This window comes from Streptomyces sp. NPDC104761, from assembly GCF_055583445.1.
This window is the reverse complement of sequence record NZ_JBVJNZ010000001.1, coordinates 1114140-1141042: the sequence shown is the minus strand read 5'-3', so window position 1 is coordinate 1141042 and position 26903 is coordinate 1114140. Positions and strand designations below refer to the sequence as shown.

19 protein-coding genes and 1 pseudogene are annotated in these 26903 nt (G+C 72.8%); 9 read left to right on the top strand and 11 right to left on the bottom strand.

The features are described 5' to 3' along the window. Positions 1-110: 110 nt before the first annotated feature. From ACZ63F_RS05175 to ACZ63F_RS05165, 3 genes are all read right to left on the bottom strand, one after another. A complete protein-coding gene (locus ACZ63F_RS05175; protein ID WP_469708837.1) occupies positions 111-473 on the bottom strand; it encodes an ArsR/SmtB family transcription factor in 363 nt (120 codons plus the stop codon). A gap of 148 nt (positions 474-621) precedes the next feature. Then, entirely contained in the window at positions 622-2019 is a 1398-nt protein-coding gene (gene lpdA, locus ACZ63F_RS05170; protein ID WP_469708836.1) for a dihydrolipoyl dehydrogenase, read from the bottom strand. Positions 2020-2085: 66 nt separating this feature from the next. Next, the gene (locus tag ACZ63F_RS05165; protein ID WP_469708834.1) at positions 2086-2784 is read right to left on the bottom strand and encodes an SDR family oxidoreductase; all 699 of its coding nucleotides are present in this window, start codon (positions 2782-2784) and stop codon (positions 2086-2088) included. Between the two features lie 143 nt (positions 2785-2927). Here ACZ63F_RS05165 and ACZ63F_RS05160 point away from each other — a divergent pair, with 143 nt between their 5' ends. The 3 genes from ACZ63F_RS05160 (at position 2928) to ACZ63F_RS05150 (ending at position 5084) form a co-directional block, all read left to right on the top strand. Further along, positions 2928-3428 carry a winged helix-turn-helix transcriptional regulator gene (locus tag ACZ63F_RS05160; protein ID WP_351962199.1) on the top strand — a complete coding sequence of 167 codons (501 nt, stop codon included), beginning with the start codon at positions 2928-2930 and terminating at the stop codon, positions 3426-3428. Positions 3429-3519: 91 nt separating this feature from the next. Beyond that, the gene (locus tag ACZ63F_RS05155; RefSeq protein WP_469708831.1) at positions 3520-4026 is read left to right on the top strand and encodes an SRPBCC family protein; all 507 of its coding nucleotides are present in this window, start codon (positions 3520-3522) and stop codon (positions 4024-4026) included. Beyond that, the gene (locus ACZ63F_RS05150; RefSeq protein ID WP_469708828.1) at positions 4026-5084 is read left to right on the top strand and encodes an LLM class flavin-dependent oxidoreductase; all 1059 of its coding nucleotides are present in this window, start codon (positions 4026-4028) and stop codon (positions 5082-5084) included. Before ACZ63F_RS05155 ends, ACZ63F_RS05150 begins: the two co-directional genes overlap by 1 nt. Before the next feature lie 12 nt (positions 5085-5096). Here ACZ63F_RS05150 and ACZ63F_RS05145 read toward each other — a convergent pair whose 3' ends face one another. Both ACZ63F_RS05145 and ACZ63F_RS05140 read right to left on the bottom strand, forming a co-directional pair. Next, the gene (locus tag ACZ63F_RS05145) at positions 5097-5384 is read right to left on the bottom strand and encodes a hypothetical protein (RefSeq protein WP_469709356.1); all 288 of its coding nucleotides are present in this window, start codon (positions 5382-5384) and stop codon (positions 5097-5099) included. A gap of 165 nt (positions 5385-5549) precedes the next feature. Beyond that, a pseudogene (locus ACZ63F_RS05140) lies at positions 5550-5726 on the bottom strand (LuxR C-terminal-related transcriptional regulator); the annotation flags it as partial. A gap of 254 nt (positions 5727-5980) precedes the next feature. Between ACZ63F_RS05140 and ACZ63F_RS05135 the strand changes: the two are divergent. Then, a complete protein-coding gene (locus ACZ63F_RS05135) occupies positions 5981-6757 on the top strand; it encodes a polysaccharide deacetylase family protein (RefSeq protein ID WP_469708826.1) in 777 nt (258 codons plus the stop codon). Positions 6758-6899: 142 nt separating this feature from the next. Continuing rightward, positions 6900-9227 carry an FUSC family protein gene (locus ACZ63F_RS05130; RefSeq protein ID WP_469708824.1) on the top strand — a complete coding sequence of 776 codons (2328 nt, stop codon included), beginning with the start codon at positions 6900-6902 and terminating at the stop codon, positions 9225-9227. Between the two features lie 92 nt (positions 9228-9319). Here the strand turns inward: ACZ63F_RS05130 and ACZ63F_RS05125 are convergent, their stop codons facing one another. Beyond that, positions 9320-10108 (bottom strand): sugar isomerase domain-containing protein, encoded by a 789-nt coding sequence (locus ACZ63F_RS05125; RefSeq protein WP_469708822.1) that lies wholly within the window; start codon positions 10106-10108, stop codon positions 9320-9322. Between the two features lie 222 nt (positions 10109-10330). Here ACZ63F_RS05125 and ACZ63F_RS05120 point away from each other — a divergent pair, with 222 nt between their 5' ends. Next, positions 10331-11215 (top strand): MurR/RpiR family transcriptional regulator, encoded by an 885-nt coding sequence (locus tag ACZ63F_RS05120; protein WP_469708819.1) that lies wholly within the window; start codon positions 10331-10333, stop codon positions 11213-11215. Positions 11216-11452: 237 nt separating this feature from the next. On the opposite strand, the gene ACZ63F_RS05115 is transcribed toward ACZ63F_RS05120, so the two are convergent. Continuing rightward, positions 11453-12469, bottom strand: a complete 1017-nt coding sequence (locus tag ACZ63F_RS05115) for a BadF/BadG/BcrA/BcrD ATPase family protein (RefSeq protein ID WP_469708817.1) — start codon at positions 12467-12469, stop codon at positions 11453-11455. 177 nt (positions 12470-12646) lie between these two features. Between ACZ63F_RS05115 and ACZ63F_RS05110 the strand changes: the two genes are divergently transcribed. Next, complete coding sequence (locus tag ACZ63F_RS05110) at positions 12647-13309, top strand: aggregation-promoting factor C-terminal-like domain-containing protein (RefSeq protein WP_469708816.1); 663 nt, start codon at positions 12647-12649, stop codon at positions 13307-13309. A 160-nt stretch (positions 13310-13469) separates the two neighbouring features. On the opposite strand, the gene ACZ63F_RS05105 is transcribed toward ACZ63F_RS05110, so the two are convergent. The 4 genes from ACZ63F_RS05105 to ACZ63F_RS05090 all read right to left on the bottom strand — a co-directional run bounded on the left by ACZ63F_RS05105 (position 13470) and on the right by ACZ63F_RS05090 (position 23486). Further along, a complete protein-coding gene (locus ACZ63F_RS05105; RefSeq protein ID WP_469708815.1) occupies positions 13470-14390 on the bottom strand; it encodes a hypothetical protein in 921 nt (306 codons plus the stop codon). 4 nt (positions 14391-14394) lie between these two features. Continuing rightward, positions 14395-15480: a C40 family peptidase gene (locus ACZ63F_RS05100; protein WP_469708813.1), complete on the bottom strand. Its 1086-nt coding sequence runs from the start codon at positions 15478-15480 to the stop codon at positions 14395-14397. A gap of 413 nt (positions 15481-15893) precedes the next feature. Then, positions 15894-20087, bottom strand: coding sequence for a beta-galactosidase (locus tag ACZ63F_RS05095; RefSeq protein WP_469708811.1), 4194 nt, complete (start codon positions 20085-20087; stop codon positions 15894-15896). A 171-nt stretch (positions 20088-20258) separates the two neighbouring features. After that, positions 20259-23486, bottom strand: a complete 3228-nt coding sequence (locus ACZ63F_RS05090) for an alpha-L-rhamnosidase (protein ID WP_469708809.1) — start codon at positions 23484-23486, stop codon at positions 20259-20261. A gap of 794 nt (positions 23487-24280) precedes the next feature. On the opposite strand from ACZ63F_RS05090, the gene ACZ63F_RS05085 reads away from it, so the two are divergent. Both ACZ63F_RS05085 and ACZ63F_RS05080 read left to right on the top strand, forming a co-directional pair. Then, a complete protein-coding gene (locus tag ACZ63F_RS05085; RefSeq protein ID WP_469708807.1) occupies positions 24281-25381 on the top strand; it encodes an LLM class flavin-dependent oxidoreductase in 1101 nt (366 codons plus the stop codon). Next, complete coding sequence (locus ACZ63F_RS05080; RefSeq protein WP_469708806.1) at positions 25378-26778, top strand: NtaA/DmoA family FMN-dependent monooxygenase; 1401 nt, start codon at positions 25378-25380, stop codon at positions 26776-26778. The genes ACZ63F_RS05085 and ACZ63F_RS05080 overlap by 4 nt, the downstream gene beginning before the upstream one ends. Positions 26779-26903: the final 125 nt, after the last annotated feature.

Genomic DNA, 26903 nt, shown 5'->3' with positions numbered 1-26903 from the left:
GTCCTAGGGGCAGGGATCGGGAAGGAGACGCGCCGGGTCGGCCCGGCGTCTCCACCCACCCTCCCCCAAGGTTCGATGGCCGTCAAATTTTGAGCGCGATCGAAATAAGGTCACCGGCCGTCGCGGGCCGCACCCGCTTCCGCCTCCACCGCCGCGGCGGCCAGCACCGCGGAGAGCAGACCGGGGAACCGCACTTCCATCTCGTCGGAGCGCAGCGTGTTCATCTTCGTCGTCCCGACGTAGTACTGCCGGATCACACCGGCCTCGCGCAGCACGGAGAAGTGGTGCGTCAGCGTCGACAGCGAGACGGGCGCCACGAACGTCCCGCAGCTCAGGTCCTCCCTCGCGCGGGCCAGCTGGGACACCACCATGCGCCGCACCGGGTCCACCAGCGCCTCCAGCACCTGCTGGAGCGAGACCTCGGACAGCTCGGGGTGCTCCACGGTGCGGGCGGTGGTGCGGGGGCGGGCCACGGTGACTCCTCGGAGCGGCTGCTGGGCGGTCAAGTCATAGTACGACCGCCTTCACGACCACCTCCGGGCCCGAGATCGTCCGGCGGGCTTCAGGACGCGCGGTAACGCAGTGCCGGTAGGGCACCACGCAGGCGGGTACGCAGGCGGGTCAGAGGTTGATCATGTGTCCGGCGAGCCCGTGCAGGGCGTCCTGGACCGCCTCGCTCAGCGTCGGGTGGGCGTGCACGTTCCGGGCGAGTTCATGCACGGTGAGGTCCCACTTCTGGGCGAGGGTCAGCTCGGGCAGGAGCTCCGTGACGTCCGGTCCGATCAGGTGGCCGCCGATCAGTTCGCCGTAGCGGGCGTCGCTGACGAGTTTCACGAACCCGACCGTGTCGCCCAGGCCGTGCGCCTTGGCGTTGGCCGTGAAGGGGAACTTCGCCACCCGCACGTCGAAGCCCTGGGCACGGGCCTCGGCCTCGGTCCAGCCGAAACTGGCGATCTGCGGCTGGCAGAACGTGGCGCGCGGGATCATCCGGTAGTCCAGCTCCATGGTCTCCGCACCGGCGATGCTCTCCGCGGCGACGATGCCCATCGCCTCCGCCGTGTGCGCGAGCATCAGTTTCGCCGTGACGTCGCCGATGGCGTAGATGTGCGGCTGGCTGGTACGGCAGTACCCGTCGATGTCGATGGCACCGCGCTCGGTGAGCCGTACGCCGGTGCTGGTCAGGCCGTAGCCGGCCGTCCGCGGCTGGAAGCCGGTGGCCTGGAGGACCTTCTCCGCCTCCAGGACCTGCTCCGAGTCGCCGGAGCGGACGGTCACGCGGACGTTGTCCTCGGTCTCCTCGATGGACTGCACGGCCGTGGAGGTCAGGACCCTGATGCCCTGCCGCTTGAAGCGCCGGGTCAACTCGGCCGAGACCTCCACGTCCTCCAGCGGGGCGATCCGGTCCAGGAACTCCACCAGCGTGACCTCGACACCGTAGGACCGCAGCAGATAGGCGAACTCGACGCCGATGGCCCCGGCACCCGCGATGACGATGCTCGACGGGAGGGTGTCGGAGAGGATCTGCTCCTCGTAGGTGACGACGCGGCGGCCCAGCGTCGTACCGGGAAGCAGCTTCACGGTCGCGCCGGTCGCGATGATGCAGGAGCGGAAGGAGAGCGTGGTCTCGCCGTCCTGCATGCGTACCTGGAGGGTGTGCGGGTCGAGGAAGGTCCCCTGCCCGTCGAACTGCTCGATCTTGTTCTTGCGCATGAGGTAGCCGACGCCCTTGACGCGCCCGTCGGCGACCACCCGGCTGCGCTCGTAGGCGGCGCGGTAGTCCAGGGCCACCTCCCCGCTGATCTTCACGCCGAACTTCTCCGCGTCGTGCAGGATCAGCTGGGCGACCTCGGCGTTGCGCAGCAGCGCCTTCGCCGGGATGCAGCCGATGTTCAGACAGACACCACCCCAGAAGCGGCCCTCCACGACGGCCGTGCGCAGGCCCAGCTGGGCGGCGCGGATCGCGGCCACGTAGCCGCCCGGCCCTGCTCCCAGGACGACGACGTCGAAGTCGGTCTGCATGGCTCCACCTCACCGTTGTGTCGAGTCGGTCTGCTGGCTCCACGGTCGCACGATCAGGTCGCGCGATCAGCCGGTCGGGTAGAGAAGATCGAGCGGACCGGACAGCGCGGCGCGGACCCGGCGGGCGGTCTCGTCGACGAGGACCTCGGGCTCGTCGCGGGCGATCGCGTCCATGGTCTGCGCGGCCACCTCGGCAGCGTCCGTCTTCGGCTCGTCCACCGCCGCGGTGGCGTCGGTGTCCACCCAGCCGACGTGCACGCCCACGACCAGCGTCCCCTGCTCCCGCAGGGCGACCCGCAGCGCGTTGGTCACCGACCACTGCGCCGCCTTGGACGCGGCATAGCTGGGGAAGCGCCAGGTCGAGCGCCACGACGCGACGGACAGCATGTTCACGAGGGCGCCGCCGCCGTTGGCCGCGAGCACCGGCGCGAAGGCCCGTGAGACGGCCCAGGTGCCCAGGTAGTTCACCTCCAGCTCCTGGCGCGCGCCGTCCAGGGAGCCCTCCAGCAGGGGCGGCCCGCCCTGGATGCCCGCGTTGTTGATCACGATGGTCGCGTCGGACGCGGTCCGGGCGGCGGCCGCGATCTGCTCGGGGTCGGTGACGTCGAGGCGGAGCGGCACCAGCCCCGGCTCGGTGAAGTTCTCCGGCCGCCGTACGCCCGCGTACACCTTGGCCGCGCCCCGGGCGAGCAGGGCCCGGCAGAACGCCAGCCCGATCCCCCGGTTGGCTCCGGTCACCAGCGCGACCGATCCCTCGATCTTCATGCTCGGACACCTCGATCCACGGATCACGGCCGCCCGGCCGACGGCCCGGCCCCCCGCTCCATGCTGCGGCCTGGACGGGCCGCCCACATCCGAGACCGTAACGGTCAGCAGAGTTTCTTCACAAGACTCGCTATCGTGGAGCCATGAAACGGACGTCGTTCGCCAAGTGGCCGTGCTCCATCGCACGCACCGTCGACCTGCTGGGTGACCACTGGACACCGCTGGTGGTGCGGGAGGCCTTCTACGGGATCCGCCGCTTCGACGAGTTCCAGCAGGAACTGGGCATCGCCCGCAACACGTTGACCGACCGGCTGCGCCACCTGGTGGACGAGCGGATCCTGGAGAAGCGGCTGTACGAGGCCGAGCCCCCGCGCTACGACTACGTCCTCACCGAGAAGGGCCGCGACCTGTTCGCGGTGCTGGCGGCGATGTCCGCGTGGGGTGACCGGTGGCTGGCCGGGGAGCGGGGCGTGCCCGTGGTCTTCCACCACGAGGCGTGCGACCACGACACCACGCCCGAGGTCGTCTGCGCCCAGTGCCGTACGCCGCTCAGGTCCGAGGAGACCTCGATGCGGATGGGGCCCGGCTATCCCGAGCGGCTCAGGGAGCGCCCGGACATCCGCCGGCGGTTCGGCACCGGCTGAGCACGGCACACCCCCGTCGCCCTCTTGACAAGGTAAGTCTCATCTAGCAACCCTGGAGTCAGACACCTGTACGGCAAGGAGGCCGACGGTCTTGGAGTGGACGGGCGCACGCTACGCGGACAAACCCACGATCGAGGTGCGGACCTGGATCGACGCCCCACCGGCCAGGGTGTGGGCCCTGGTCAGCGACATCGGCCTGATGCCGGACATGAGCGAGGAGCTCCGGTCCGTCGCCTGGCTGGACGGAGCCGCCGGTCCGGCGGTCGGGGCCAGGTTCGTCGGCCGCAGTGAACACGAGGCGCTCGGGAAGTGGGAGACCACCTCCCATGTGGTCGAGTGCGAGCCGGAGTCGGTGTTCGCCTGGGCGGTGCAGGATCCGTCCGATCCCTCCGCGGTCTGGCGGTTCCGGCTGCGCCCGAAGGACGGCGGGACGGAGCTCTCGGAGTGGATGCAGCTGGGTCCGGGGCGTTCCGGGCTGTCCCTCGCCATCGACCGGATGCCCGACAAGGAGCAGAAGATCGTGTTCGTACGGCTGCGGGAGTTCGAGCGTGGCATCACCGCCACCCTCGCCGAGATCAAGAAGCGGGCGGAGGCGTGATGCGGACGGCCACCACGATCGAGGCCTCGGGCGGCGAACACTGGTCCCGGACGAGCGACTTCGTCGTCGAGGCCGAGAAGCTGGGCCTGGACGTCTGCTGGGTCGCCGAGGCCTGGGGGTCCGACGCGCCCTCCGCGCTCGGCTACTACGCGGCGCTCACCGACCGGATGCTGCTCGGCTCCGGCATCATGCAGCTCGGCACGCGGACGCCGACGGCCGTGGCCCAGACGGCCATCACCCTCTCCAACCTGTCCGGCGGGCGCTTCCTGCTCGGCCTCGGCGCCTCCGGCCCGCAGGTGATCGAGGGGCTGCACGGCATCCCCTTCGCTCGGCCGCTGCGCCGCATGCGCGAGACCGTGGAGATCGTCCGGCAAGTCGTCGCCGGCGGCCGGCTCTCCTACTCCGGCGCCGAGTTCACACTGCCGCTACCGGGCGGCGAGGCCGTCCCGATGCGGCTGTCGATGCGTGCCGAGCACGACATCCCGGTCTACCTCGCCGCCCTCTCCCCCGCCATGCTGCGGCTGACCGGCGAGGCCGCCGACGGCTGGCTCGGCACCAGCTTCGTCCCCGAGGGCGCCCCCGGCGCGTACTTCGCCCACCTCGACGAGGGCCTGGCCCGCAGCGGTCGTACCCGCGCGGACCTGGACGTCTGCCAGGGCGCGGAGGTCGCCTTCGCGGCCGACGAGGAGGCGCTCGGCGCGATGGTCGCCGGACGCAAGAAGGAACTCGCCTTCAGTCTCGGCGGGATGGGGTCGGCGTCCACCAACTTCTACAACAACGCCTACAGCCGCCAGGGCTGGGCCGAGGTCGCCGCCGAGGTGCGCGAGCGCTGGCAGGCCGGCGACCGGGACGGCGCGGCCGGTCTGGTGACCGACGAGATGGTGCTCGGTACGACGCTGATCGGTACGGAGGCCATGGTGCGCGAGCGCCTCGCGGTCTGGCGCGACGCCGGCGTCGACACCGTCCGCCTCTACCCGGCCGGCGAGACCCTCGAGGACCGGCTCACCACGCTGGGGCGGGCGATCGAGCTGGTCCGCGAGGCCGGCGCGACCGCCTGAGCCCGGCCCGGGTCAGCCAAGGGTGTCACTCCCCACCGGCTCCTGCCGCTGCCGGTGCTGCTCGTTCCACAGGTCGGCGAGCTCGCCGAGGGCGCTGCTGACGCGGCGCAGTTCCCAGAACAGGTAGACACCGGCCGCGGCGAACGGGATCCACTGGCCCCAGTGGAAGAGCAGGACCGGCATGTACACCAGGCCTGCCAGAACGAGGAACTTGACGAGGACCTCGGCCGCGTAGGTCCGGCCGCGTGCGACGACGGCGTGCTCTCCGCGGCCCTGGACCCACTGCAGGCGCGATGTCATGACTACCCCCTCCGCCCCTCGGGCTCCGGCAGTCAGTCTCGGGGCGGGGGCGGCACCGCGCCAGGACGACCGGAGGAACTCGACATTCTCCACGTGATCGTCGCGAGCGGCGGACCGCGTTCCGGACTGTCCCGAGGTGAGCCGGTCGCGGTGGGTGGTCAGCTCCCGGCGGGAGTGGACGCCGCGTTTCCGGAACACCTTGCGCAGGTGGTGGTCGACGGTGTGCACGCCGAGGAAGAGCTGGGCGGCGATCTCCCCGTTCCTGGCGCCGCCCGCTGGCCCTGCACTCCGCCTGAGGAGGAATACGACCCCGGTACGACCGCGCGAGACGGCCCGCAGCACCACCACATTCCGGCGCGGCGGGCGCGCATGTTCGCGTCCGGGGCGCGAGAGTACCCCCGTGCCCCGGTCCCGTGCGCCGTTCCGCGCGGGTCGCCAACACCGATCGCGCCGGGCTGCGTTAGAGGTCTCGCAGAGCGCCTGTCGCGAAACTCCCGCGGAATTGTCCGTGATCGGTAACGGAGGGATCCGATGCCCGCCGTTCTCCGTCCTGACGGGTGCACGAGATCGACTCAACGGCACGGATCGGGGCGGACATGGCGCGGCACGGCGGACGGGGATGGTACGGCCAGGTGGCCGCGGCGGCGCTCGGGGTCACGGCCGTGACCGTGGCCGCCTCGCTGTGGACCGCGCAGGCGGGTCCCGTCAGCGGCCCGGCCAAGGCCGGGACCTCGGTGCACCATCCCGCGCCGAAGGCGGCTCCGGCCGCGGTGTCCGTGGAGATCGCGCACGCCTCGGACCGGGGCGCGCGGGGCGTGAACATCACCGTCGACGACGGACCGGACCCGGTCTGGACCCCCAAGGTGCTCCAGGTGCTCGAGGAGTACGGCGTGAAGGCCACCTTCTGCATGATCGGACCGCAGGCGAAGGCACACCCGGACCTGGTCAGGGCGGTGGTGGCGGCCGGGCACCGGCTCTGCGACCACACGGTCTCCCACGACGTCACCATGGACACCAAGTCCGAGGCCTACCAGTCCCGGCAGATCCTCGACGCCGAGAGCATGATCACCGAGGCGTCCGGGGGTGTGCGGCCGCTCTACTACCGCGCCCCCGGCGGCGCCTTCACCCCGTACAGCCGCAAGGTCGCCGCCTCCCACGGCATGCGCCCGCTGGGCTGGAACGTCGACTCGAAGGACTTCGAGCGGCCCGGCACGGCCGCCATCGTCGCCACCGTCAAGGAGGAGCTGCCGAACGGGCCGACCGTCCTCTTCCACGACGCCGGCGGCGACCGCTCCGAGACGGTCGACGCCCTGCGCGAGGTGCTTCCGTGGCTGAAGGAACAGGGGTACTCGTTCGGCTTCCCGGTGCGCTGAGCCGGACCGCTCCCGGGGACCCGGACAAATGTTGCGGGCGGCCCGGCGGTGACCGCATATGGGTGGTGTGCGCGGTGCGGCGTCGGGGCCGGCCGCCCGGGGCCGGCAGGAGGTGGACATGTCGGGGCGGGCGCCACGGTGGGTGACGTGGTTGCGCGGCAAGGACCCGGATCTCGCGGCGACCCGGCGGGCCGGGCGTACGGCGCTGGTGATGCCCGCCCTGTTCGCCCTGTGCAACGAGGTGCTGCACTCCCCGACGATGGCGAGCTACGCCGCGTTCGGCTCGTTCTCGATGCTGCTGCTGGTGGACTACTCCGGGCCGATGCTGGAGCGGCTGCGGGCGCAGACGGCGCTCGCGGTGGCGTGGCTGGTGCTGATCTGCCTCGGCACGCTGGTCGCGCCGTGGCTCTGGCTCTCCGTGGCGGCCACGGTCGTGGTCGGCTTCGCGGTTCTCTTCGCCGGTGTGGTGAGCTCGGTCCTGGCCGGCAGCTCGACGGCGCTGCTGCTGGCCTTCGTGCTGCCGGTGACCGCCCCGGGGTCCTTGTCGCAACTGCCCGCGCGCCTGGCCGGCGCGGGCCTGGCGGGGGCGGTGGCGCTGCCGGCCGTCGCCCTGCTGTGGCCGCGTCCCGTCGCCGACCTGCTCAGCGCTCCGGCTGCGGCCGTCTGCCGCGCCGCAGCCGGGTACCTGCGGCTCCGAGCGGACCTGCCGGGGCCGGACGGTCCGGGGTCCGACGCCGAGCGGTGCCGGGCGGGGGCCGAGCACACCGCCCGGACCGGCGCGGACCTGCGCGGGGCCTTCGACGCGACGACGTACCGCCCCACCGGTCTGTCCGCGACCTCGCGAGCCCTGGTCCGGCTGGTGGACCAGCTCACCTGGCTGTGTGCCGTCCTCGTCGACCGGTCCGACTACACCGACGAGCCCCCCGCCTGCGATCCGGCCGCGCACACCGTGCGCCGCGCCGCCGCGCACGTCCTGGAGGCGGCCTGCGATCTGCTCACGGACCTGCGCGGGGACACCGGCCCGCTGCGGACCCGGGAGAGCGACCTGCGGGCTGCCCTGGCCGGGATGGAGCACAGTTCCACCGTCCAGGTGCCCGCCGAGCAGCCGGGCGGCACCAGCACGGCGGAGGTCTACGGGTTCATCGCCACGCTCGACGTGTCCTTCCGCGCCCAGGAAGTCGGTTTCGCCGTGCTGCAGATCGCCGAGAACGTCGACGTGGCGGCCACCGCCTGGCAGCGCAGCTGGCCGGAGCGGCTCCTCGGCCTCGAGCCGGGCGCGCTGACCGCGCCCCTCGCGGCCGCGCGGGAACGCGCCGTCGCCCATCTCCAGCCCGACTCGGTGTGGCTGCACAACAGCCTGCGCGGCGCCGTAGGCCTGGGCATCGCCGTGTTCCTGGCCGGGGTGACCGGCGTGGGGCACTCCTTCTGGGTGCTGCTGGGCACCCTGTCCGTGCTCCGCTCCAACGCGCTCAGCACCGGCCAGAACGCCGTCCGCGCCGTCCTCGGCACGGTCGGCGGGTCGGTGGTGGGCGCCGCGCTGCTGCATCTCCTCGGCCACCACGGCACGGCGCTGTGGTTCGTGCTCCCCGTGGCCATCCTGTGCGCCGGGATCGCGCCCGCCGCCATCTCCTTCGCGGCCGGGCAGGCCGCGTTCACCGTCACGCTGGTGGTGCTGTTCAACATCGGGCACGACCCGAACTGGCACATCGCCCTGCTGCGCGTCCAGGACATCGTGCTCGGGTGCCTGGTCAGCGTGCTGGTGGCGGTGTTCTTCTGGCCGCGCGGCGCCCGGGGAGCGGTCCACAAGGCACTCGCCGAGGCGTACGACGCCAGCGCCCGTTACCTCGGTCACGCCGTGGACTACGCGCTCGGTCACCGCACACCCACCGACCCCGATCCGCAGGGCCGGGTGGCGGCGGCCGCGGCCCGCCGCCTCGACGACGCGTTCCGCAACTACCTCGCCGAGCGCGGTGCCAAGCCGCTGCCGCTGTCCTGCGCGACCACGCTCGTCACCGGGGTCGTCGGGCTCCGGCTGGCCGCCGACGCCGTGGTCTCGCTCTGGCAGGGCGAGGACCTGGCGCGTGTCCAGGCCGTCCGGGCCGACGCCCACCGTGCCGTCCTCGGCTCGGCGGCCCTGGTCACCCACTGGTACCACGAGTTCGCCGCGAGCCTCGGGGACGGTACGGCCGTGCCCGACGCCGTCCCGCTGCGGCCCGAGGGGGCGGCGCGGCTCGTGGAGTCCGTCCGCACCGAACTCAGCGACGGTCAGGGCCGGGCCACCCCTGTCGCGGTCCGGATCATCTGGACCGACGACCACGTCGACGCCGCCCGCCGCCTCCAGCCGGCCCTGTCCGAGGCCGCCAGGCCCCAGGCGAGGTCACGACACCGCCGGGTGCGGAAGGCACAGCCCGGTCTGACCGCGGCACCGGGGCCGGGCACCGAATCGTCGCCGCACGGCTCGGAACGGTGATCCGGACAGGCAGGCTCCCCGTCCCGGTGTCCCGCACCCCGGAACCCGCGCTCCTTCGGCGCCGGCGGCGCCGCCCACCGGTCGACGCGCCGTCAGCTCGCGCCGCGCCGGATCCGTCCGGCGTACCGCTTCTCCAGTTCCAGGTTGCCCTCGAAGCCGCCGGGCACGTTGGCCGAGACGTAGACCGGCGGGCGGTCGCCGGAGGCGAGCAGGAGACCGGCCGCCTCGGCCACCGCCATCTGCACCAGCATCACCCCGGTCAGCGTGGACAGCGCCGACACCGCGCCGCCGCCCGGGAGTTCGAGCAGCGCGTCGCCGCACGGGGCCGCGTTGTCGAGGACCACGTCGGCCAGGTCGGCGAGCTTCCTGCCGCTGGGATGCCCCGCAGGGACCGCCCTCGTGTGCGCGAGGGAGGTGAGGGCGAGGATGCGGTGGCCGCGTTCCCCGGCGTGCAGGGCCATCTCCACGATCACGTTGTTCACCCCGGAGTTGGAGACGACGACGAAGAGGTCCTGGGGACGCGGGGCGGCGAGGGCGTAGAGGCGGGCGGCGACGCCGGGTTCGCGCTCCAGGAGCGGGTCGTCGAGGACGCTGGGGTGCTCGCCGCCGTAGAGGACGAGGTCGGCGATGCTGATCCGGTTGGTGGGGACCAACCCGCCCGCGCGGCCTGCGACTTCGAGGACCAGGGCCTGGGAGTGGCCGGTGCCGAAGGCCTGGACGACCCCGTCGGCGCGGACGCAGTCGGCGATCAGTCCGGCGGCCCTGACGACGTCGGCACGGGCGGACTCGGTGAGGCGGTGGAGGGCGGCGAGACCCTCGCGGGCGAAGCGTTCGGCGCTCACCGGCTCGGCCCAGGACCCGCCGGCGGACTCGACGGACACGTGCGCACTCCCCCCTGCCGGCACGGCAGAGACGCGTCCCGGGGGCGGAACCGCCGGAACCCGTACCCGCCGGAACCCGTGACCGACGGCGGATCGAACCACCCCGGCTTCACCCCGATCGACGAATCAATAAATCACGCACTCGGTGGCCGGTGCAACGGCGTGCCGTCGCCGGCCGGGTATTCACCTGACGGCTCATAAGGTGCCGGGTACCGTCTCCCCATGCCCTCGACCGACGTCACCGCACTGATCCGAACCGAGCTGCCGCGCCTGGCCGGCTCCCTGCGGAAGGTGGGCGAGCTGATCCTGGAGGATCCGGCCGCCGTCGCGCACTGTTCGGCCGCGGAGCTGGGCCGCCGCACCGGCACCTCGCAGGCGACCGTCACGCGATTCTGCCGGGCCGTCGGTCTCGACTCCTACCAGCACCTGCTGATCGCGCTCGCGCAGGAGCGGGGCCGCGGCGAGGTCTCCGACTGGGGCACGGCCGAGATCGGTCCGGACATCTCCCCGGACGACAGTCTGGAGCGGGTGGTGAAGGTGGTCGGCACCGCGGACCTGCGGGCCGTCCAGCAGACCCTGGACCGGATCGACCTGGACGCGGTCGAGCGGGCCGCACAGGCGATGGCCCGGGCCCGCAGGATCGACGTCTACGGCATGGGCGGCAGCGGCGCGGTGGCGCAGGAGACCGAGACCCGGCTGTTCCGGATCGGCTGTTCGGTGCGCGGCTGGACCGAGGTGCACGCCGCGGTCACCTCCGCCGCGCTGCTCACCCCCGCCGACGTCGCGCTCGGCATCTCGCACTCCGGCTCGACCCGCGAGACGACCGAGCCGTTCGAGACGGCCAGGGAGCGTGGCGCGACCACGATCGCCCTCACCGCCGACCCCCGTTCCCCGCTCGCCCGCGCCGCCGGCATCCGGCTCATCTCGTCCACCCCGGAGACCAGCTTCCCCACCGGAATCATCGGCGCCCGCCACTCGGTGCTGCTGCTCATCGACTGCCTCTACGTCCGGGTCGCCCAGCTCACGTACCAACGGGCCAGCGCCGCACTGGCGTTGACCGACCACATCGCCGGTCAGCACGCGGTGAAGGCCCGGCGATCGCACTGAGCCGGTGACCTCTGTCGAGGGGGCCGGGGGTGCGCGGCGCCGGCGAGAGCCCTCGACCGCCAGTCTGCTCCGCCGAGTTCACGGCCGCCGACAAGGCCGCCCGCCCCCTGCTCCGGGGCGGCCCTTCCTCCCGTGCCTCCGTCAACGGGCCCTGGAACGGGCCGAGTTCGGTGCCGCGGCCGGTTCCGTCGCGCGTGCGTGGCGGGCGGGGGCGGAGGGATCGGCGAGTGCCGGTGGTCATGGGGCGTCCGCGGGCCGGTGGCCGGTGGTGAGCAGCCGTGCCAGCGCCACGGCCCCCGCCCGGCCGTCCGCCACCGGGACGAGGGTGAGGCCGGCGAGCCGTGCCGCGAGCGGGGTGAGCAACGGGCCGTCCGGGGCGGTCAGGCCGCCGGTGACGACCAGGGGTTCGCCTGGGCGTGGCCGCAACGCGTCCACGGTCCGGGCGAGATGGGCGACCGCCTCCCGGAGGATCTCTTGGGCGACGAGGTCGTCGTCCGCCGCCGCCTCCGGCACCAGTGGCGCGAGGTCGGCCAGCCGTACCGGCGGGCGGTCCAGCACGGCCGGCAGCAGCCGCGCCCGGTAGGCGGCGCGCAGGGCGGGCGCCCAGGACCCGCCGCCGGCCGGCGGCAGCGTGTCGGCCGGGACCCCCAGTGCCCGTCCGACGGTGCCGGTCAATACGGTCGGTCCGCCGCGCCCGTCCACCGCCCGCAGCGCCGCGCGGGCCGCCTCGCGGCCGATCCAGAACCCGCCGCCGTCGTCCCCGAGCAGCCAGCCGTCCCCGCCGGAGGTGGCGGTCGGCACACGCGCCTCGATCCGGGCGGCGACCACTCCCGTGCCGGCCACCAGGGCGAGTCCGTCGGCCGGCTGCCCGGGTGCCCCGGCGAAGGCCGCCTCGACGTCGCTGTGGACCTCGACGGCATCGGTGGCGATCCCCAGCCGGGACAGAGCCGCGCTGAGAGCGGCCCGCGCCCGTACCCGGCCCCGCTCCTCCTCCGGCGCCCGGGCGGCGCCCGCGAAACCGCCGGCCACCGCGAGGACGCGCCCCCGCAGCGCCTCGGGGACGGCGGACGCGACCGCCTCGGCCAGATGTGCGGCGAGTTCGGGTCCGGGCACGGTCAGCGCGTTGCCCGGCCCGGCCTCGCCCTCCCCGCGGACCCGCCCGTCACGCGCGTCCGCGAGGACGGCGCGGGTCCGGGTGCCGCCGGCGTCGATCCCGACGACCCACCCGTCGCTCTGGTTCACGGCACTTCTCATCGGGGCTCATGGTGGCCTCCTGAGCCCGCTGCGGCGAGGGTGTGAGCATCCGCACTCCCGTCGGCATTGCGCCGGCCGGGCCGGCACGCAAGAGTGTTCCAACTGTCCCACCCGTCAAGCCAGACACTTCCGTCGACCGCCGCACACGGTGGCCCGGGCGAAGAGGAAGAGAAGCGCGTGAGCCGCATAACGGTCCGGGGGATCGCGGTGGCGTCGGCCACCGCGGTCACCGCTGTCGGAAGTGTCGTCGGTGTCGCCTCGGGCAGCAGTGCGCAGAGCAACGACGCGGAGGCGACGGCGGCCGACGCCACCCTCCTCGCGGACCTGCCCGCGGGGCAGCAGGCCCGGGTGCAGACCACGTCGCTGACCCAGCAGGCCGAGGCCATGGCGGTGCAGGCGGACGCGAGCGCCCGGAAGGACGCCGAACAGGCCGCCCGGACCGCGGCGGCCAAGGCCGCGAAGGCCAAGAAGGCCGCGGCCGAGGAACAGGCGGCGGCCAAGGCCGCGGCGGGTGACCCCGCCGCCAGTTTCCCCGTGCGCAGTTCCTACACCGTGGCGCAGATCAAGGCGATGGCCATGGAGATCGTGGGCAGCGGCCAGTTCCAGTGCTTCAGCAACATCGTGGATCACGAGTCCACCTGGAACTACCTCGCGGTGAACCCCTCTTCCGGCGCCTACGGCCTCGTCCAGGCCCTGCCGGGCAACAAGATGGCCTCCGTGGCCGCCGACTGGCAGACCAATCCGGCCACGCAGATCAAGTGGGGTCTCAACTACATGAACACCACGTACGGCAGCCCCTGCCAGGCCTGGGCGTTCTGGCAGGTCCACCACGCCTACTGAGAGGCCCTGCCGAGGCAGGGCCGGGCGGTCAGCTCGCGGCGGTGCCCAGTGCCGAGGACCCCTCCGCCGGTCGCCGCACTCTCCGTGGGTGGGCGGCCAAGGCTCGGGCAGGAAGCCAAGGCTCGTACGCGGCACCAGAGTTGCGGGCGATCGTCGACGCTCAGGACTGCGGCCCGGCAGAGCGGCCCGGGCGTCGGGTGAATCTGCGGATACCCCGGCGTGTGGGGCTGAGGGGCGTGTCCTCGGGGGCGATCGGGCCCTGCCCCGCCGTCACGGCCGGTGCCGTGGCCGGAGCCGGGACGGGCAGTGAGCGGGGGCCCCGTTCGAGCCGGCTCCGGACGGCCCGGGCCATGGCCTGGTGGGAGGGTTCCAGCGGGATGCCCTCCGTGGCCAGGTGTTCCCACATGTGGAGCAGTTCCTGCCCTCGGGTGGCGACCTGGCCGTCGTCCGTCAGGCGCTGCCACGCCGCGGTGGCGCGGGCCACCTCGGGGGCCGCGCGGTTCAGGTCGGTGCGGCAGCGGATGCGGGCGACGGTCAGCGCCAGGACGGTGGAGAGCATGTAGTCGCCGCGCTGGTAGGCGAGGTACGCCTCGATCGCCCGTGCCTCGAGCGAGAGTTCGTCCTCGGCGCCCCTGCGCAGGGTGAGGTGTTCCCGCAGGGCGCTGGCGAGGACGGACGCGGCGTGCAGCTCCCCGCGCTGCGCGTGCTGGATGATGCGTTCGACGCGGGCGAGCGGGGGGAACGCCTCCTCCTCCGCGGCGGTGCGCTCGCGCCCGGGCGGCAGGTCCTCCTCGTCGGCGATGGTCCGGCTGGAGCCGTCGGGGTAGACCCGCAGCCGCGCGACCTGCAGCACGCTGCGGTCGATGACGGTCGCCGCCACCGGGGCGCCCAGGGTGCGGGCGAACATGGCGATCGCGTCCAGGATCGCCTCGTTGGGGGGCCGGGTGCCGCCCATCTCCAGCAGATGGCCGTTGACGACCGTCGAGCCGTCCTCGGCCACGTAGGCGTCGAGCCGGATCAGCGGCGGTGCGCTCAGGGCGGGCAGGTTTCCCTCGTTGCGGGGGGTCAGTGAGGAGGTCATCCGCTCAGACTCCGGGTCGGACGACACCGAGGATGGGCATGGAGGCGGCCGGTGCGGTCGTGACCGTGCGTCCGGGCCGCGGGGCGTGGACGATCTGTCCGTCGCCTATGTACATGCCCACGTGGGTGGCGTCGTAGTAGATGATCAGGTCGCCAGGCTGCACGGAGGACAGGCTGACCCGGGTCAGCCCCTGCCACTGCGCCTGCGAGGTACGGGGTATGGGGTGCCCGGCCGCCGCCCACGCGGTGGAGGTCAGCCCCGAGCAGTCGTACGACGAGGGGCCCACGGCGCCCCACACGTACGGTTTGCCGATCTGCGCCAGCGCGAAGTCGACGGCTTTCGCGGCCGCTCCGCTCGCCTTCGTCCGGCCACGGACCGAACCGGTACCGGTCGAGGTGCTGCCGCCGGAACCGGGTCCCGTCCACCTGGCCTCGGCCTCCTTCGCCTCCTCCTTCTCCAACTGGGCGAGTTTGCGGGTCTGTTCCTTCTTCAGGCCCGCCTCGATCCGTTCGGCCTCGGCGATCTTCTTCTCGATCTTCTGCTTCGCCTCGGCCTTGTCCGCGCGGGTGTTCTTCAGTTCCCGCAGCTTCTCTGCGGCGGCGTCCGTCTGCCGGCTCAACTCCGCGCGCGCGTTCGCCTGGTTCTCCGACACGGTCACCACGTCGCGCAGGGCCTGCCGGGCCTGGGCCGCGTCGTCCAGGGCGTGCTCGGGGTGGTCGCCGAGCAGGAGTTGCAGGCCCGTGGAGTCGAGATTGCCCCCGCGGTACTGCGTGCGGGCGGCCGCACCCGCGAGATCGTGCAGGTCGGCGAGCTTGTTCTCGGTGCGGGCCAGGTCCGTGTGGAGCGACGCGAGCCGCTTCTCCTGCTCGGCCGCCTTCACGCCCGCTGCGTCGTACGCCTCGGTCGCCACCTCCGCCTGCCGGTAGAGGCCGTTCAGCTCGTCCTGGATGTCCTCGATCGACTTGTCGTTGCGCGGATCAGGTTCGCCGGGGGTTGCGTAACTCGGGCCGGGTAACACGGCGATCGCGCAGACGATGGCTGCGGTGGCGGCCCGGCTCCGCAGCCGTCTGCCACGGGTCGACACGTTCATCGGCTCCATCTTCAGAGGTCACATGCGGGTGGCCCGGACGGCCGGCTCTCCCGTCGCAGCCGTCATCGCGGCTCCCACGGGGAACTGTTCGATTCCTGAACACATTACCCCGCCACGAACGGCCTGCCTCTGTACCCCCGGGCGTGTCAACCTGCCCGCAAGCCCCTTCTGCACCGCGGCCGGACACCGCGGATGCGCCCCGGCACGGCACCGGCGAGGGGGAACTCCCGCACGGAATAGGCCACTTGCCTGCTCCTCATTCACCCGATCGAGGTCTCCCCTGCGCGGCATGCCATACTCCTGGCCGACCATTCCGTTCCGAAACGGTCTGCCCGGCCAGGAGTACGGACCGTGCGAAGTGCCCCCGGGGCCACCCGTGTTGCCCTCGCAGCCGGGCCCGGTGTGCCGTCCGGCTAGCCGCACGTCAGCGTCGGGGTCCCCCAGTCGCCGTGGTCGTTGCCGTTGCCGTCGCCCGCGTCGCCGACCTTCAGGTCGAGCACCTGGGCGCCGCTGACGTCGACGTCGATCGGCACCGCGCCCTGTTTGCCGCGGATCGTCGGCGTGGTCACCAGGGTCCTGCCGTCGGCGATCACGGAGAACGTCACCGTTCCCGCGCCGCCGGTCTCGTCGTCGACGCCGACCTCCGCCGTCAGCCGGGAACACTGCCCGGCGAGATAGAGCTGGACGTCGCTGACCGAGTTGGTGCCCAGCCCCTTGGCGTAGCCGACGCCGGCGACGGTGATCGGACGGCCGTCCCCGGCCGCCTGTTCGCCGACGCTGGTGTCGCGTTCCACCGGGCCCCAGCCGTTGGTGGACGACAGGAACGGCAGGTCGCTCACCGCGCTCTGCCCGGCCGGCGGGGCCGGCGGTATCCCGCGGACGATGCGCTCGTCACTGCCGGTGGTCTGCCGCCCGCTCTGCACGTAGTGCACGGTGGTGGTGAGCGCCGAGGCGGAAGGGAGGGTGCCGTCCGGCGGCTTGACCGTCCAGGTGAAGGTGGCCGATCCGCCCGGTCGTACCCGCTCGACCGAGTCCGGGCTCGTGGCGGTCACGGTCCAGCCGTCGGGGGCGGAGAGCACGGCCGTCAGGCGGGAGGCGGACGGCCGGCCCCCCGGCACCCGTACCGACGTCTCGGCCGTGAAGGCCTGGGCGGACTGCGCGGCGTCCGGCACGGCCAGGGTGACGTCCGCCCCCGGGCGCTGCGGCATCGCGTACTTCCCGGCGTCGTAGCGGGGGCTGTCGTTCTGCGCGACCCGCAGGGACGAGGCGTAGCTGCCGTAGTCGGTGAGGGAGACCTTCCCGAGGCCGCCGGTGCTGCCGTCCAGGTTCCAGACGGCGATCGCGATGCTGTTGTGGCCGTTGGGGTTGAGGATGCCGTTGGGCACGGGGAAGGTGTGCTGGGGGCCGAGGTAGTTGACGTAGTTGCCGACCTGCCAGCCGTTCACGAAGATCGTGGCACGGTACTTGCGGGACGGGTCGTCGGTGAACGTCAGACCGATGGCGGTGTCCTGACCGTGCGGCAGGTCCAGGTCGGCGTCGGTGCGGTACCAGGAGACGCCGGGGCGGGTGTCGGTCGCCGGCAGTGACACCTGGTCCCAGGTGCGGTCCGGGTAGCCGGGCAGGGACCAGCCCGCGCGTTCGCCGTACAGGCCGCCCGTGGAGAGCGGGCCGCGCACGGTGTCCTGGAGGTCCTCGCCGCCCCGTACGCCCTGCACCCGCCAGGTGACGGAGGTCAGCGGCGCCCCGGTGAGGGAGGCGCTGGTCAGGCCGCGGGCGGTCTTGTTGCCGTTGGTCGAGTTGTAGTCCTCCTCGTGTCCCATGTTCACGGTGAGCACGGAGATGACGTTGTCCCCCTCGGCGTTCACCGCACCGGCGGGGAAGGTGAAGTCGGCGCTGCCGGTGGTGGAGCTGCCCAGGAAGGTGCCGTTGAGCCAGGCGGAGAACGCCTGCGCGCCGCCGCCGGAGTCCGAGACCAGGTGGACGCCGGTCTCCTTGCCGGTGGCGCGGAAGCGGCCGCGGTACCAGGTGTTGCCGGTGTGGAAGCCGTAGTCGTCCGCGTAGAGCACCGGTTGCGCGTCACTGCCGGAGACGCTGTTGGTGGTCGTCCTGTCGGCCACCTGCCAGCCGGTGTCGTCGAAGCCGGGGGCCGCTTCGGGCGACTCCTCGGCGTGCTTCCAGTTGGTCAGTTCCGGCAGGTGGACCGGGGCGGCCGTCGGGATCGTCCCGGTGCGGCTCGCCGTGCCGGTGGCCGCGCCGCGCACCGTCCTGCCGTTCCAGGTGACCCGGTCCGCGGCGGTGAACACCTCGATGTCCTTGTCGTCGGCGTTGTCGCCGGTGAGGGCCACGGTGCGGCCGCCGTCCAGGCTGGTCGCCGTGCGCAGCAGGTGGGTGCCGCGCACCAGCACCGGACCGGTCGCCGTGTCCTGGCGCCAGAAGGTCTCCGCCGTGGCCTTGTCGCCGGCGAGCAGCAGGAGCGGTCGCTTCCCTGCGTCGCTGATGCTGATCCGGATCAGGCCCTTGTGCGTGTAGTTGAGGCGCAGGTCGCCGGTGGCCGCGTCCCAGGTGGTGGTGACCGTGCCGCCGGTGGCGGTCACGGTGGGCTCGGTGGCGTAGCGCAGCACGGTCTCGCCGTCGCTGCCCGCGTCGCCGTAGAGCACGGCGACGTCCCGGTCCCCGATCGTCGCACTGGTCATGATCTCCGACGTCGAGTACTGCAACTGGGAGTCGCCGAGACGGTAGTTCGCGACGATCACGTGCGAGTCGCGGCCGTCGAGGGTGATCGCGGTGCCGGGCTGCTGGGGCACGACCGGGTAGGTCGGCTCGGCGGCGGAGTCCCCCGTCGGTACGTCGATGGCGTCGACGGCCACGTAGTTGTCCGTCGAGGCCGAGCTGTGGGTGCCGTCGACGACGATCTTCAGGGTGTGCGCCCCCGGCGTGAGGCCGGTCTTCTGGAAGAGCACGGCCTGGTTCTCGCCACCGGAGTCGTCCACCGTCGCCGCCTTCGTGCCGTCGAGGTAGACGTCGGCGTAGCCGTGGTTGTTCGTCTTCGAGCCGATCCAGCGGATCGCGGTGCCCTCGAAGGGGACGGTGAGCGAGTCGCCGGCCTTGTCGGAGAACGACTCGGTGTGCTTGTAGTCGCCGCCGGTGTAGCTGGTGTTGGCGACGTGCGACCACGAACCGGCGTACTGGAGCGCGGAGTCGGGGTCGTCCCAGGTGTAGGTGGTGTCCGCGGCCGGCTGGGCGTTGAAGTCGAGCGAGATGTGGGTCCTGTCGACCGCGGTGGACGTGGAGTTGCCGTGCCGCAGGACGTGGAACTGGGTCTTCGTGTCGGGGTTCATCCGGGCGGTGTCGACGATCGCGGAGTCGTCCGGCGGGGTGGACCTGATCGCCTCGGTCCTGGTCAGCGGGGCGACGGACTGGGTGAAGTACCCGATCAGCTTGTCCTCGTAGTACTTCGGGTCGAGCTGCCGGGTCTCGCGGATCGCCGCCCCGTAGTCGTACGACGTGTAGTTCTCCGGCATGCCCAGCCAGCCCCAGTTGGTGCCGCCGTAGGTCATGTAGAAGCTCTGCGCGGTGGTGCCGACGGCGATGTTCTGTTTGTAGAAGACGTCGGCGAACTGGTCGTTGATCAGCTGGGCGCACTTGTCGTAGCCCGGTCCGCCCCAGGGGTCGAAGGCGCCGCCCTGGAACTCCGGGGAGTACAGCGGCTTCCCGGCAGGGTGGTCGTAGCTGATGTCGGGGACGCCGTTCCACTTCGCGGGGTTGGAGCAGTCGAAGCCCTGCGGGTAGGAGTCGGGGCCGTCCACGTCCAGGGCGCCGGTGCCGGAGTTGAAGGTGCCGTTGTTGTTGCCGGTCAGCGGCACGGTGATGCCGTCGGCGCGGGCCTTGTCCTCCAGGTGATGCATGTAGGAGCGGCCGACGGCGGAGCCGTTGTAGTACTCGTTCTCGACCTGGTAGGCGATGACCGACCCGGTGCCGTTGGTCAGCTGGTGGCGGGCGATGATCCGGTCGATCTGCGTCAGCCATTCGTCGGCGTACTTCAGGAACCGCGGGTCGTCGCTGCGGTTGTTCCCCGCCTTCGTGGTCAGCCAGCCGGGCAGACCGCCGCTGTCGACCTCCGCGTTGATGTACGGCGCCGGCCGGGCGATGACGTAGAGCCCGGCCTCCTGGGCCATGTCGAGGAGCTTGTCGACGTCCCGCACCCCGCTGAAGTCGTACACGCCCGGCTTCGGCGAGTGGTACCCCCAGTCGAAGTACAGCGAGGTGGAGTTGAACCCGGCGGCCTTCATCTTCTGGAAGATGTCGCGCCACAGGTCCGGGCTCGGCAGCCGGAAGTAGTGGAACTCGCCGGACCACAGGTAGGTGCGCTTGCCGTCGACGAGGAACGAGTAGCCGTCCAGGCTCACCGTGTGCGCCTGCGGGGCCGCGGCGGTGGCGGCGGTTGCCGCAGGCGCGGGGGCGGGCGCCTGCCCGCCGGCGTCCTGCGCCGCCGCGGGGGCGATCATGCCCGCCGCCAGGGCGATGGTCGCCGCCGCCGCGAGGACGGGCTGCCACCATCGGCGCCCACCGGGTCTCGCCGTTTCCGAACCGATCCGATCACTCCGCACCGCGGCCTCCAGACCGACTGAGCAATCAACACCAAACAGACTCGGGCAAAGTCGAACAGTAAGGGGGCGCAAGGCTCAACACAATGGGGCGGGAGAGCACAGTCGATGTGTTCTGCGGCGAGGCGGACGCGCGGTCGGCGGGTCCGCCCCGCCCGGCCTGCCGAGTGGGCGTCAGGCAGTGAAGTGGTGGGTGCCGGAGCCGACTTGGTAGACCGCGCAGCCGTCCTCCTGGCGCAGGAAGGTGCCGTGCGTGCACGTCACCTGCTTCGGCGTGTCCGTCGGGATCCAGACCTCGGCGGTCGTGTTGGGCGGCACCTCGCAGGTCAGGGTGAAGCGCCCGGACCGTTGCCGCCACCGGGTGGCGACGGGGCCGTACACCGAGCTGAAGCGGGCTTCGGCGGTGGTGACGGCGCCGCCCGGGCGGGGGCGGACCACGATCTCGCGGTACCCGGGCCGGCCCGCCGCGATGCCGGCGATGTTGGTGTACATCCACTCCCCCACCGAGCCGTAGGCGTAGTGGTTGAACGAGTTCATGGCCGGGTCCTGGAAACCGCCGTCGGGCCGGACCGAGTCCCAGCGCTCCCACATCGTGGTGGAGCCCCGGTCGATCTGGTAGCCCCAGCTCGGGAAGGTGCGCTGCTGCAGCAGCCGGTAGGCGACGTCGGTGTGCCCGGTGTCGGTCAGCACGGGCAGCAGGCGGGGCGTGCCGAGGAAGCCGGTGGACAGGTGCCAGTCCCTGGCCTCGATCAGGGCGACGAGGCGGTCGGCCGCGGCCGGGCGCGCGGCGTCCGGGAGCAGGTCCATGGACAGGGCCAGCACGTACGCCGTCTGCGTGTCGCCCCGCACCCTGCCGTCGGCGGTGACGTAGGCGTTCTGGAAGGCGGCCCGGATCCGGCCGAAGAGGTCGCGGTAGGCCGCGGCCTCCGCGTCCTCGCCGAGTTCCGCCGCCATCTTGGCCGCGAGGTCGGCGCTGTGCGCGAAGTACGCGGTGGCGATGACGTCCTTGGGGGTCTCGTCGTCGACGTTGAGCCAGTCGCCGTACCCCTCGGCGGGACGCAGCAGTCCGTCGCTGTGCTGCTCCAGGTACGTCAGCCACTCCCGGACGGACTGCAGGGCGTCCGCGACGACCTGGCGGTCGCCGTAGGCCTGGTAGAGGGCCCAGGGCACGGTGACGCCCGCGTCGCCCCAGCCCGCGGTGCCGCTGCCGAGGGTCCCGACCACCGGTGCCACGTCCGTGAACGCACCCGCCGGGGTCCGTGAGTCCCGCAGGTCGACGAGCCACTTGGACAGGAACCGGGCCGACTCCATGGTGTAGGCGGCGGTGGGCGAGAAGACGTTGATGTCGCCCGTCCAGCCGAGCCGCTCGTCGCGTGCGGGCGTGTCGGTCGGTACGGAGAGGAAGTTGCCGCGCTGTCCCCAGGTGATGTTGTGGTGCAGCTGGTTGAGCATCGGCACGTCGGTCTCGAAGTCCAGGGTGAAGGGGGCGTCCGTGTGCATGACGCGCCCGGTGACGGCGTTCGCCGCGGGGATGCCGGGGAACCCGGTCACCTCGACGTAGCGGAAGCCGTGGAAGGTGAAACGCGGCTCGTAGACCTCCTCCCCGCCGCCCTTGAGGGTGTACGTGTCCGTCGCCGCCGCGCTGCGCAGGTTGGCGGTGTAGACCGTGCCGTCGGGGTTGAGCACCTCGGCGTGTCTGAGGCGTACGGTCGTGCCCGCGTCGCCCGACACCCGCAGCCGTACCGAGCCGACCATGTTCTGCCCCAGGTCGAACACGTGGACCCCGGGCTTGGGCCGGGTCACCGCCTTCGGGGTCAACTCCCGCTCCACGCGCACCGGTCCGTCCACCTGCGCGACGATCAGCCCGGGGCCGATGTCGCCCGCGCCGCGCGCGCCGAGCCAGTCGGCGTCGTCGAAGCCGGGGGAGGTCCAGCCGGGGGTCTCCTTGCGGGCGTCGTACGTCTCGCCGTTCAGCAGGTCGGCGGCGACGATCGGCCCGGCGGCGGCCCGCCACTCGGTGGACGACGTGACGCGCCCGCTCGTGCCGTCCGCGTACTCCACTTCCAGCTGCGCGCGCAGGGCCGGGTACCGGCCGTACTGGCCGGGCCCGAACATGCCCACGTTCCCCGCGTACCAGCCGGGCGCCAGGTACGCCCCGAGGGCATTGGCACCTGGCCGCAACAGCCCGGTGACGTCGTACGTCTGGTACTGGACGCGGGTGCGGTAGTCCGTCCAGCCCGGTGCGAGCTGGTCGTCGCCCACGCGGCTGCCGTTGAGGTGGGCCTCGTACAGGCCGAGTGCCGTGGCGTACAGGCGGGCGCGGGCCACCTTCTTGCGCGGCAGCCGGAACTCGTGCCGCAGCTGCGTGACGGCGTACGACACCGGGACCACCCTCCCCCACGGCCCGCCGCCCCAGGCGGCCGCCACCCTTGCGGCGGGCCAGCCCCCGTCGTCGAACCCCGGCTCACGCCAGCCGTCGGCCGGTGCCGTGTCCGTGGCCTTCCAGGTGGCGTCGGTGAACACCTTCCACTCACCCGAGGCGGTGCGCACCACGAGGACGGCGACGAGTCCGGCCGGCCCCTCGGTCGCGTTGGTCGCCGAGACGGCGATAACGTTGTCGCCGGTTTTCACGCGGTCCAGCACGTCGATCACGGCCGGGCGGCGCCAGTCCTCGTTGTCGGTGTCGAGGTCGGTGTGCGCCACCTCGACACCGTTCACGGAGACGGCGTACACGTTGTCCGCGGTGATGGCGAGGGTCGCCGCGGTGATCCCGGCGGGCAGTTCGGCGGTGCGGCGGAACCAGCGGGTGGCCGCGGGCACGCTGCTCGTCGGGTCGCCCTCGGGGAACCAGATCCACGAACCGCCCTCGAAGGACGGCGCGTCGGTGAGGCTCGCCGGTGCGGAGATCCAGTCGGCGGTCCACTGGCCGGTGCCCATGAGCCCGGTCTCCCACCACGAGGGGTCACTCCAGCCGGAGACCCTGCCCGCGCCGTCCCACACCCGCACGGACCAGTGGTAGCGCGTGCGCGGCTGCAGCGCGGGGCCGGCGTACGGCACGAGCACGGACTCGCCGGAGGCCACCTTCCCGCTGTCCCAGACGTCGGGGCGGGCCAGTCCCGAGGCCGTGGTGGCGACCCGGACCTGATAGGCGCTCTGCCGCACGTCCACCCGGTCGGAGACCAGCGGCCAGCTCAGCCGCGGGTGCTGGGCGTCGAGGCCCAGGGGGTGCCGGACGTACTCGACGGTGGGCGCGACGACGCTCAGCCCGTCAGCCGCCTTGCCCGGCCGCGCCTGCTCCTGCGGCTGCCCGGAAGCCGTCGCCGTCGATGCCGACAGACCGTCGGTGGCGGCCGCCGCGACCGTGGCCGCCGCGGCCGCGAGCATGTTCCTCCTGCTGATCATCTGCGACTCCTCACTCACACGAAGGGGACTGACGAGTTGTTGCTTGAATCGATTCAATCGGGAGGGGCGTGGGTAACGTAAGGCCGGACGAGGCGGGGGTCAATCGTCGTGCAGGCGATTTCGCGACGCCTTTGATACATGCCTGCCGTGAGCAGGTTCCGGCCAACGGGCGACGAGCACAGTCCGATTGAACGGTTTCAATCGATTCCCGACGGCAGGCCGGCCGTCACGGCCGCGCCGGGGAACGCCACGCAGCCGCCGAACGTCTCCGAGCTCCGGAACGCCACCGAGCCGTCGTGGCGCACGGCCTGTTGTGCCGGGGGAACGGTGACGGCGTTGGGGGCCGCGTGGCCCGTCCTTGACACCTGCGGGGGCGGGCGACGTACGGTGAACCGATCGGTTTCTGATGGGTGGAGGCCCTTGATGCACGTATCCGGCGCGGCACCGCGAGGTGGGCGCTGTGGCGTGCGGCTGATCGTCCGCAGGCATGTCGACTACTGCCGCACCTGTTCCGCCGTCTGTCCTTCCGCACGCCTCTGAGCCCTGCCGGCACGTCTCGCCGTCACCTCATACCGCGGCCCCGTCCGGCCCGTCCGGCCCGCCCGGCCGTGGTCCGTCCGATCCGGTCCCTGCGGTGGCCCGTCCGGCCCGTCCTGCCGGCCCCCGCCCGGCTCGTTCGTCGCGGCGCGGCGGCCGGGAGTTCCCGTGCTTCCCGTGCTTCCCCGTGCTTCCCGTGCTTCCCCGTGCTTCCCGTGCTTCCCCGTGCTTCCCGTGCTTCCCGGAAGGAACGTCCATTGTCCGGCCCTGCCCTGCACCTCGCCGTCGAGATCGACGGTGACGGCGCCCACCCCGCGGCCTGGCGCCGCGCAGCCCACGCACCCGACCAGTTGCTCGCCCCGCGCCGTGCGGCCGGGCTCGCCGCCGTGGCCGAGAACGCCGGCTTCACCCTGGTCACCCTGGACGACGGAGTGCTGCCGCCCGGCGCCGCACCGGATGCCGTCGGCCGGATCGGCGCGGTGGAGCGGGCGGCCTTCGTCGCGGCGTCCACGAGCACCGTCGGGATCGCGCCCGTCGTCCCGGTCACCTATGCCGAACCCTTCCATGTCTCCAGCCAGTTGGCGTCGCTGGACCACATCTCCGCGGGCCGCGCCGGGTGGGTGGTGACGGAGGAGGAGCACCCCGAGGCGGCCCGGGTCTGGGGGCGCCCCCCGGTTACGGACGCGGCCGCGCGGGCCCAGGAGTCCGCGGACGGTGTCGAGGTGGCCCGCGCCCTGTGGGACTCGTGGGAGGACGACGCGGTGATCCGGTCCGTCGCCACGAGCCGCTACCTCGACCGCGACCGGCTGCACTACGTCGACTTCACCGGGGAGACCTACGCGGTCAAGGGCCCGGCGATCGTGCCGCGCCCCCCGCAGGGCCAGCTCGTGGTCCTGGGCCGCCCGGACCGGGTGCCCGCCGCGCAGCTCGACGTCGCTCTGGTCGAGGGCCGCGACCCGGCGTCGGTCACCGCGGCCGCCGCCCGGGCCGGTACGCCCCGCGCCTTCGCCGAGGTCGAGGTGGCGCTGGACACCCCGGTCGCGACCGGCACCGAGCGCGTCACCGACCTGGAGCGGTACGCGCCGTGGGCCGACCGCGGGCGGTTGCGGTACGTCGGGTCCGCGGCCGGACTGGTCGCCCTTCTGGACGAGTTGAGCCGTCATGTGGACGGGGTGCGGCTGCATCCGCTGGTGCTGGACGAGGATCTCGCCGTCCTCTCCCGCCTCGTCCTGCCGGCCCTGTCCGAACGGCGGCTCACTGCCCGGCCGCTGCCCGGCACGTCCCTGCGCTCGGCCCTGGGGCTGGAGCGTCCCGCCAACCGATTCGCGGCAGCGGCCGTCCAGGAGGAGACCCGATGACCCGCACCGACCCCCTCGACGTCCCCCGGCCGCACGCCCAGCTGCACTTCGGAGTGTTCTTCCAGGGCGTCAACCACTGGACCATCTGGTCGGCGCCCGACAGCGGCTCGCAGATCGACCCCGCCTCCTTCCGGCGCGTCGCCCAGACCGCCGAACGGGGCCTGTTCGACGCCTTCTTCCTCGGTGAGGGACTCCGGCTGCGGGAGGTCGACGGCAGGATCCACGATCTCGACGTGGCCGGACGGCCGGACGCCATCACCCAGCTCGCGGCCCTGGCCGCGGTCACCCGCCGGATCGGCCTGGTCTCCACCTCCAACTCCACCTTCAACGAGCCCGCGGACCTCGCCCGCCGCCTCTCCGGTCTCGACCTCCTCTCCGCGGGCCGGGCCGGCTGGAACGTGGTGACCACGGACAACGCCTGGACCGGCGCCAACTTCCGCCGCGGCGGCTACCTCGACCACGCCGACCGCTACCGGCGCGCCGAGGAGTTCCTCACCGTGGCCCGCGCCCTGTGGGACGCCTGGGACGACAAGGCAGTCGCCACGTCGGCGGACGCGCCCGCCTGGTCGGTACCCGGGGCCGTTCGCCAAGTGCGCCACCGGGGACCGCAGTTCGACGTCGACCTCGCCCCCACCCTGCCGCGCAGCGCCCAGGGCCACCCGGTGATCTTCCAGGCGGGTGACTCCGGCGAGGGGCGCGACTTCGCCGCCCGCAACGCGGACGTCATCTTCTCCGCGCACGGCAACGACTTCGACGACGCGCTCGCCTTCGCCGAGGACATCCGGCGCCGGCTGCGCGCGGCCGGGCGGCCCGACGACGACCTGCGGATCCTGCCGGGCACCGAGATCATCATCGGCGCCACCGAGGCGGAGGCCGAGGAGAAGAAGCGCTGGATCCGGCTCCAACAGGTCACGCCCGCGACGGCGTTGGGGATCGCCGGACTGCTGTGGGGCATCGACCTGTCCGATCGCGACGCCGACGGACCGCTGCCCGCGGAGGACCCGGTCGTCGCCGAGAACGACGGCTCCTTCGGGGCCCGGCGGATCGCCGACCCACGCTCGGTGGTGGCGGAATGGCGGGCGAAGGCCGAGGCGCACGGCTGGTCGCTGCGCGAGACCGTCATCGCACTCGGACCGCAGCGGGGGCACGTCGGCACCCCGTCCGGTCTGGCCGACAAGTTCGCCCGCTTCGTGCGGCACGGCGCGGTCGACGGCTTCAACGTCACGCCGTACCTCATCCCCGGCGGCCTCGACGACATCGTCGACCTGCTCGTCCCGGAACTGCAGGAACGCGGCGTCTACCGCACCGAGTACACCGGCACCACGCTGCGCGAACACCTCGGCCTGCGCGCGCCCCTCACCCACCGCTCCGCACCCGAGCGGGAGCAGGCGGGCTGATCGCTTCGGCGACCGGACCGCGCCGGGGGGGGGGGGGGGGGGGGGGGGGGGGGGGGGGGGGGGGGGGGGGGGGGGGGGGGGGGGGGGGGGGGGGGGGGGGGTGGTGCGGGGGGGGGGTCGTTTTT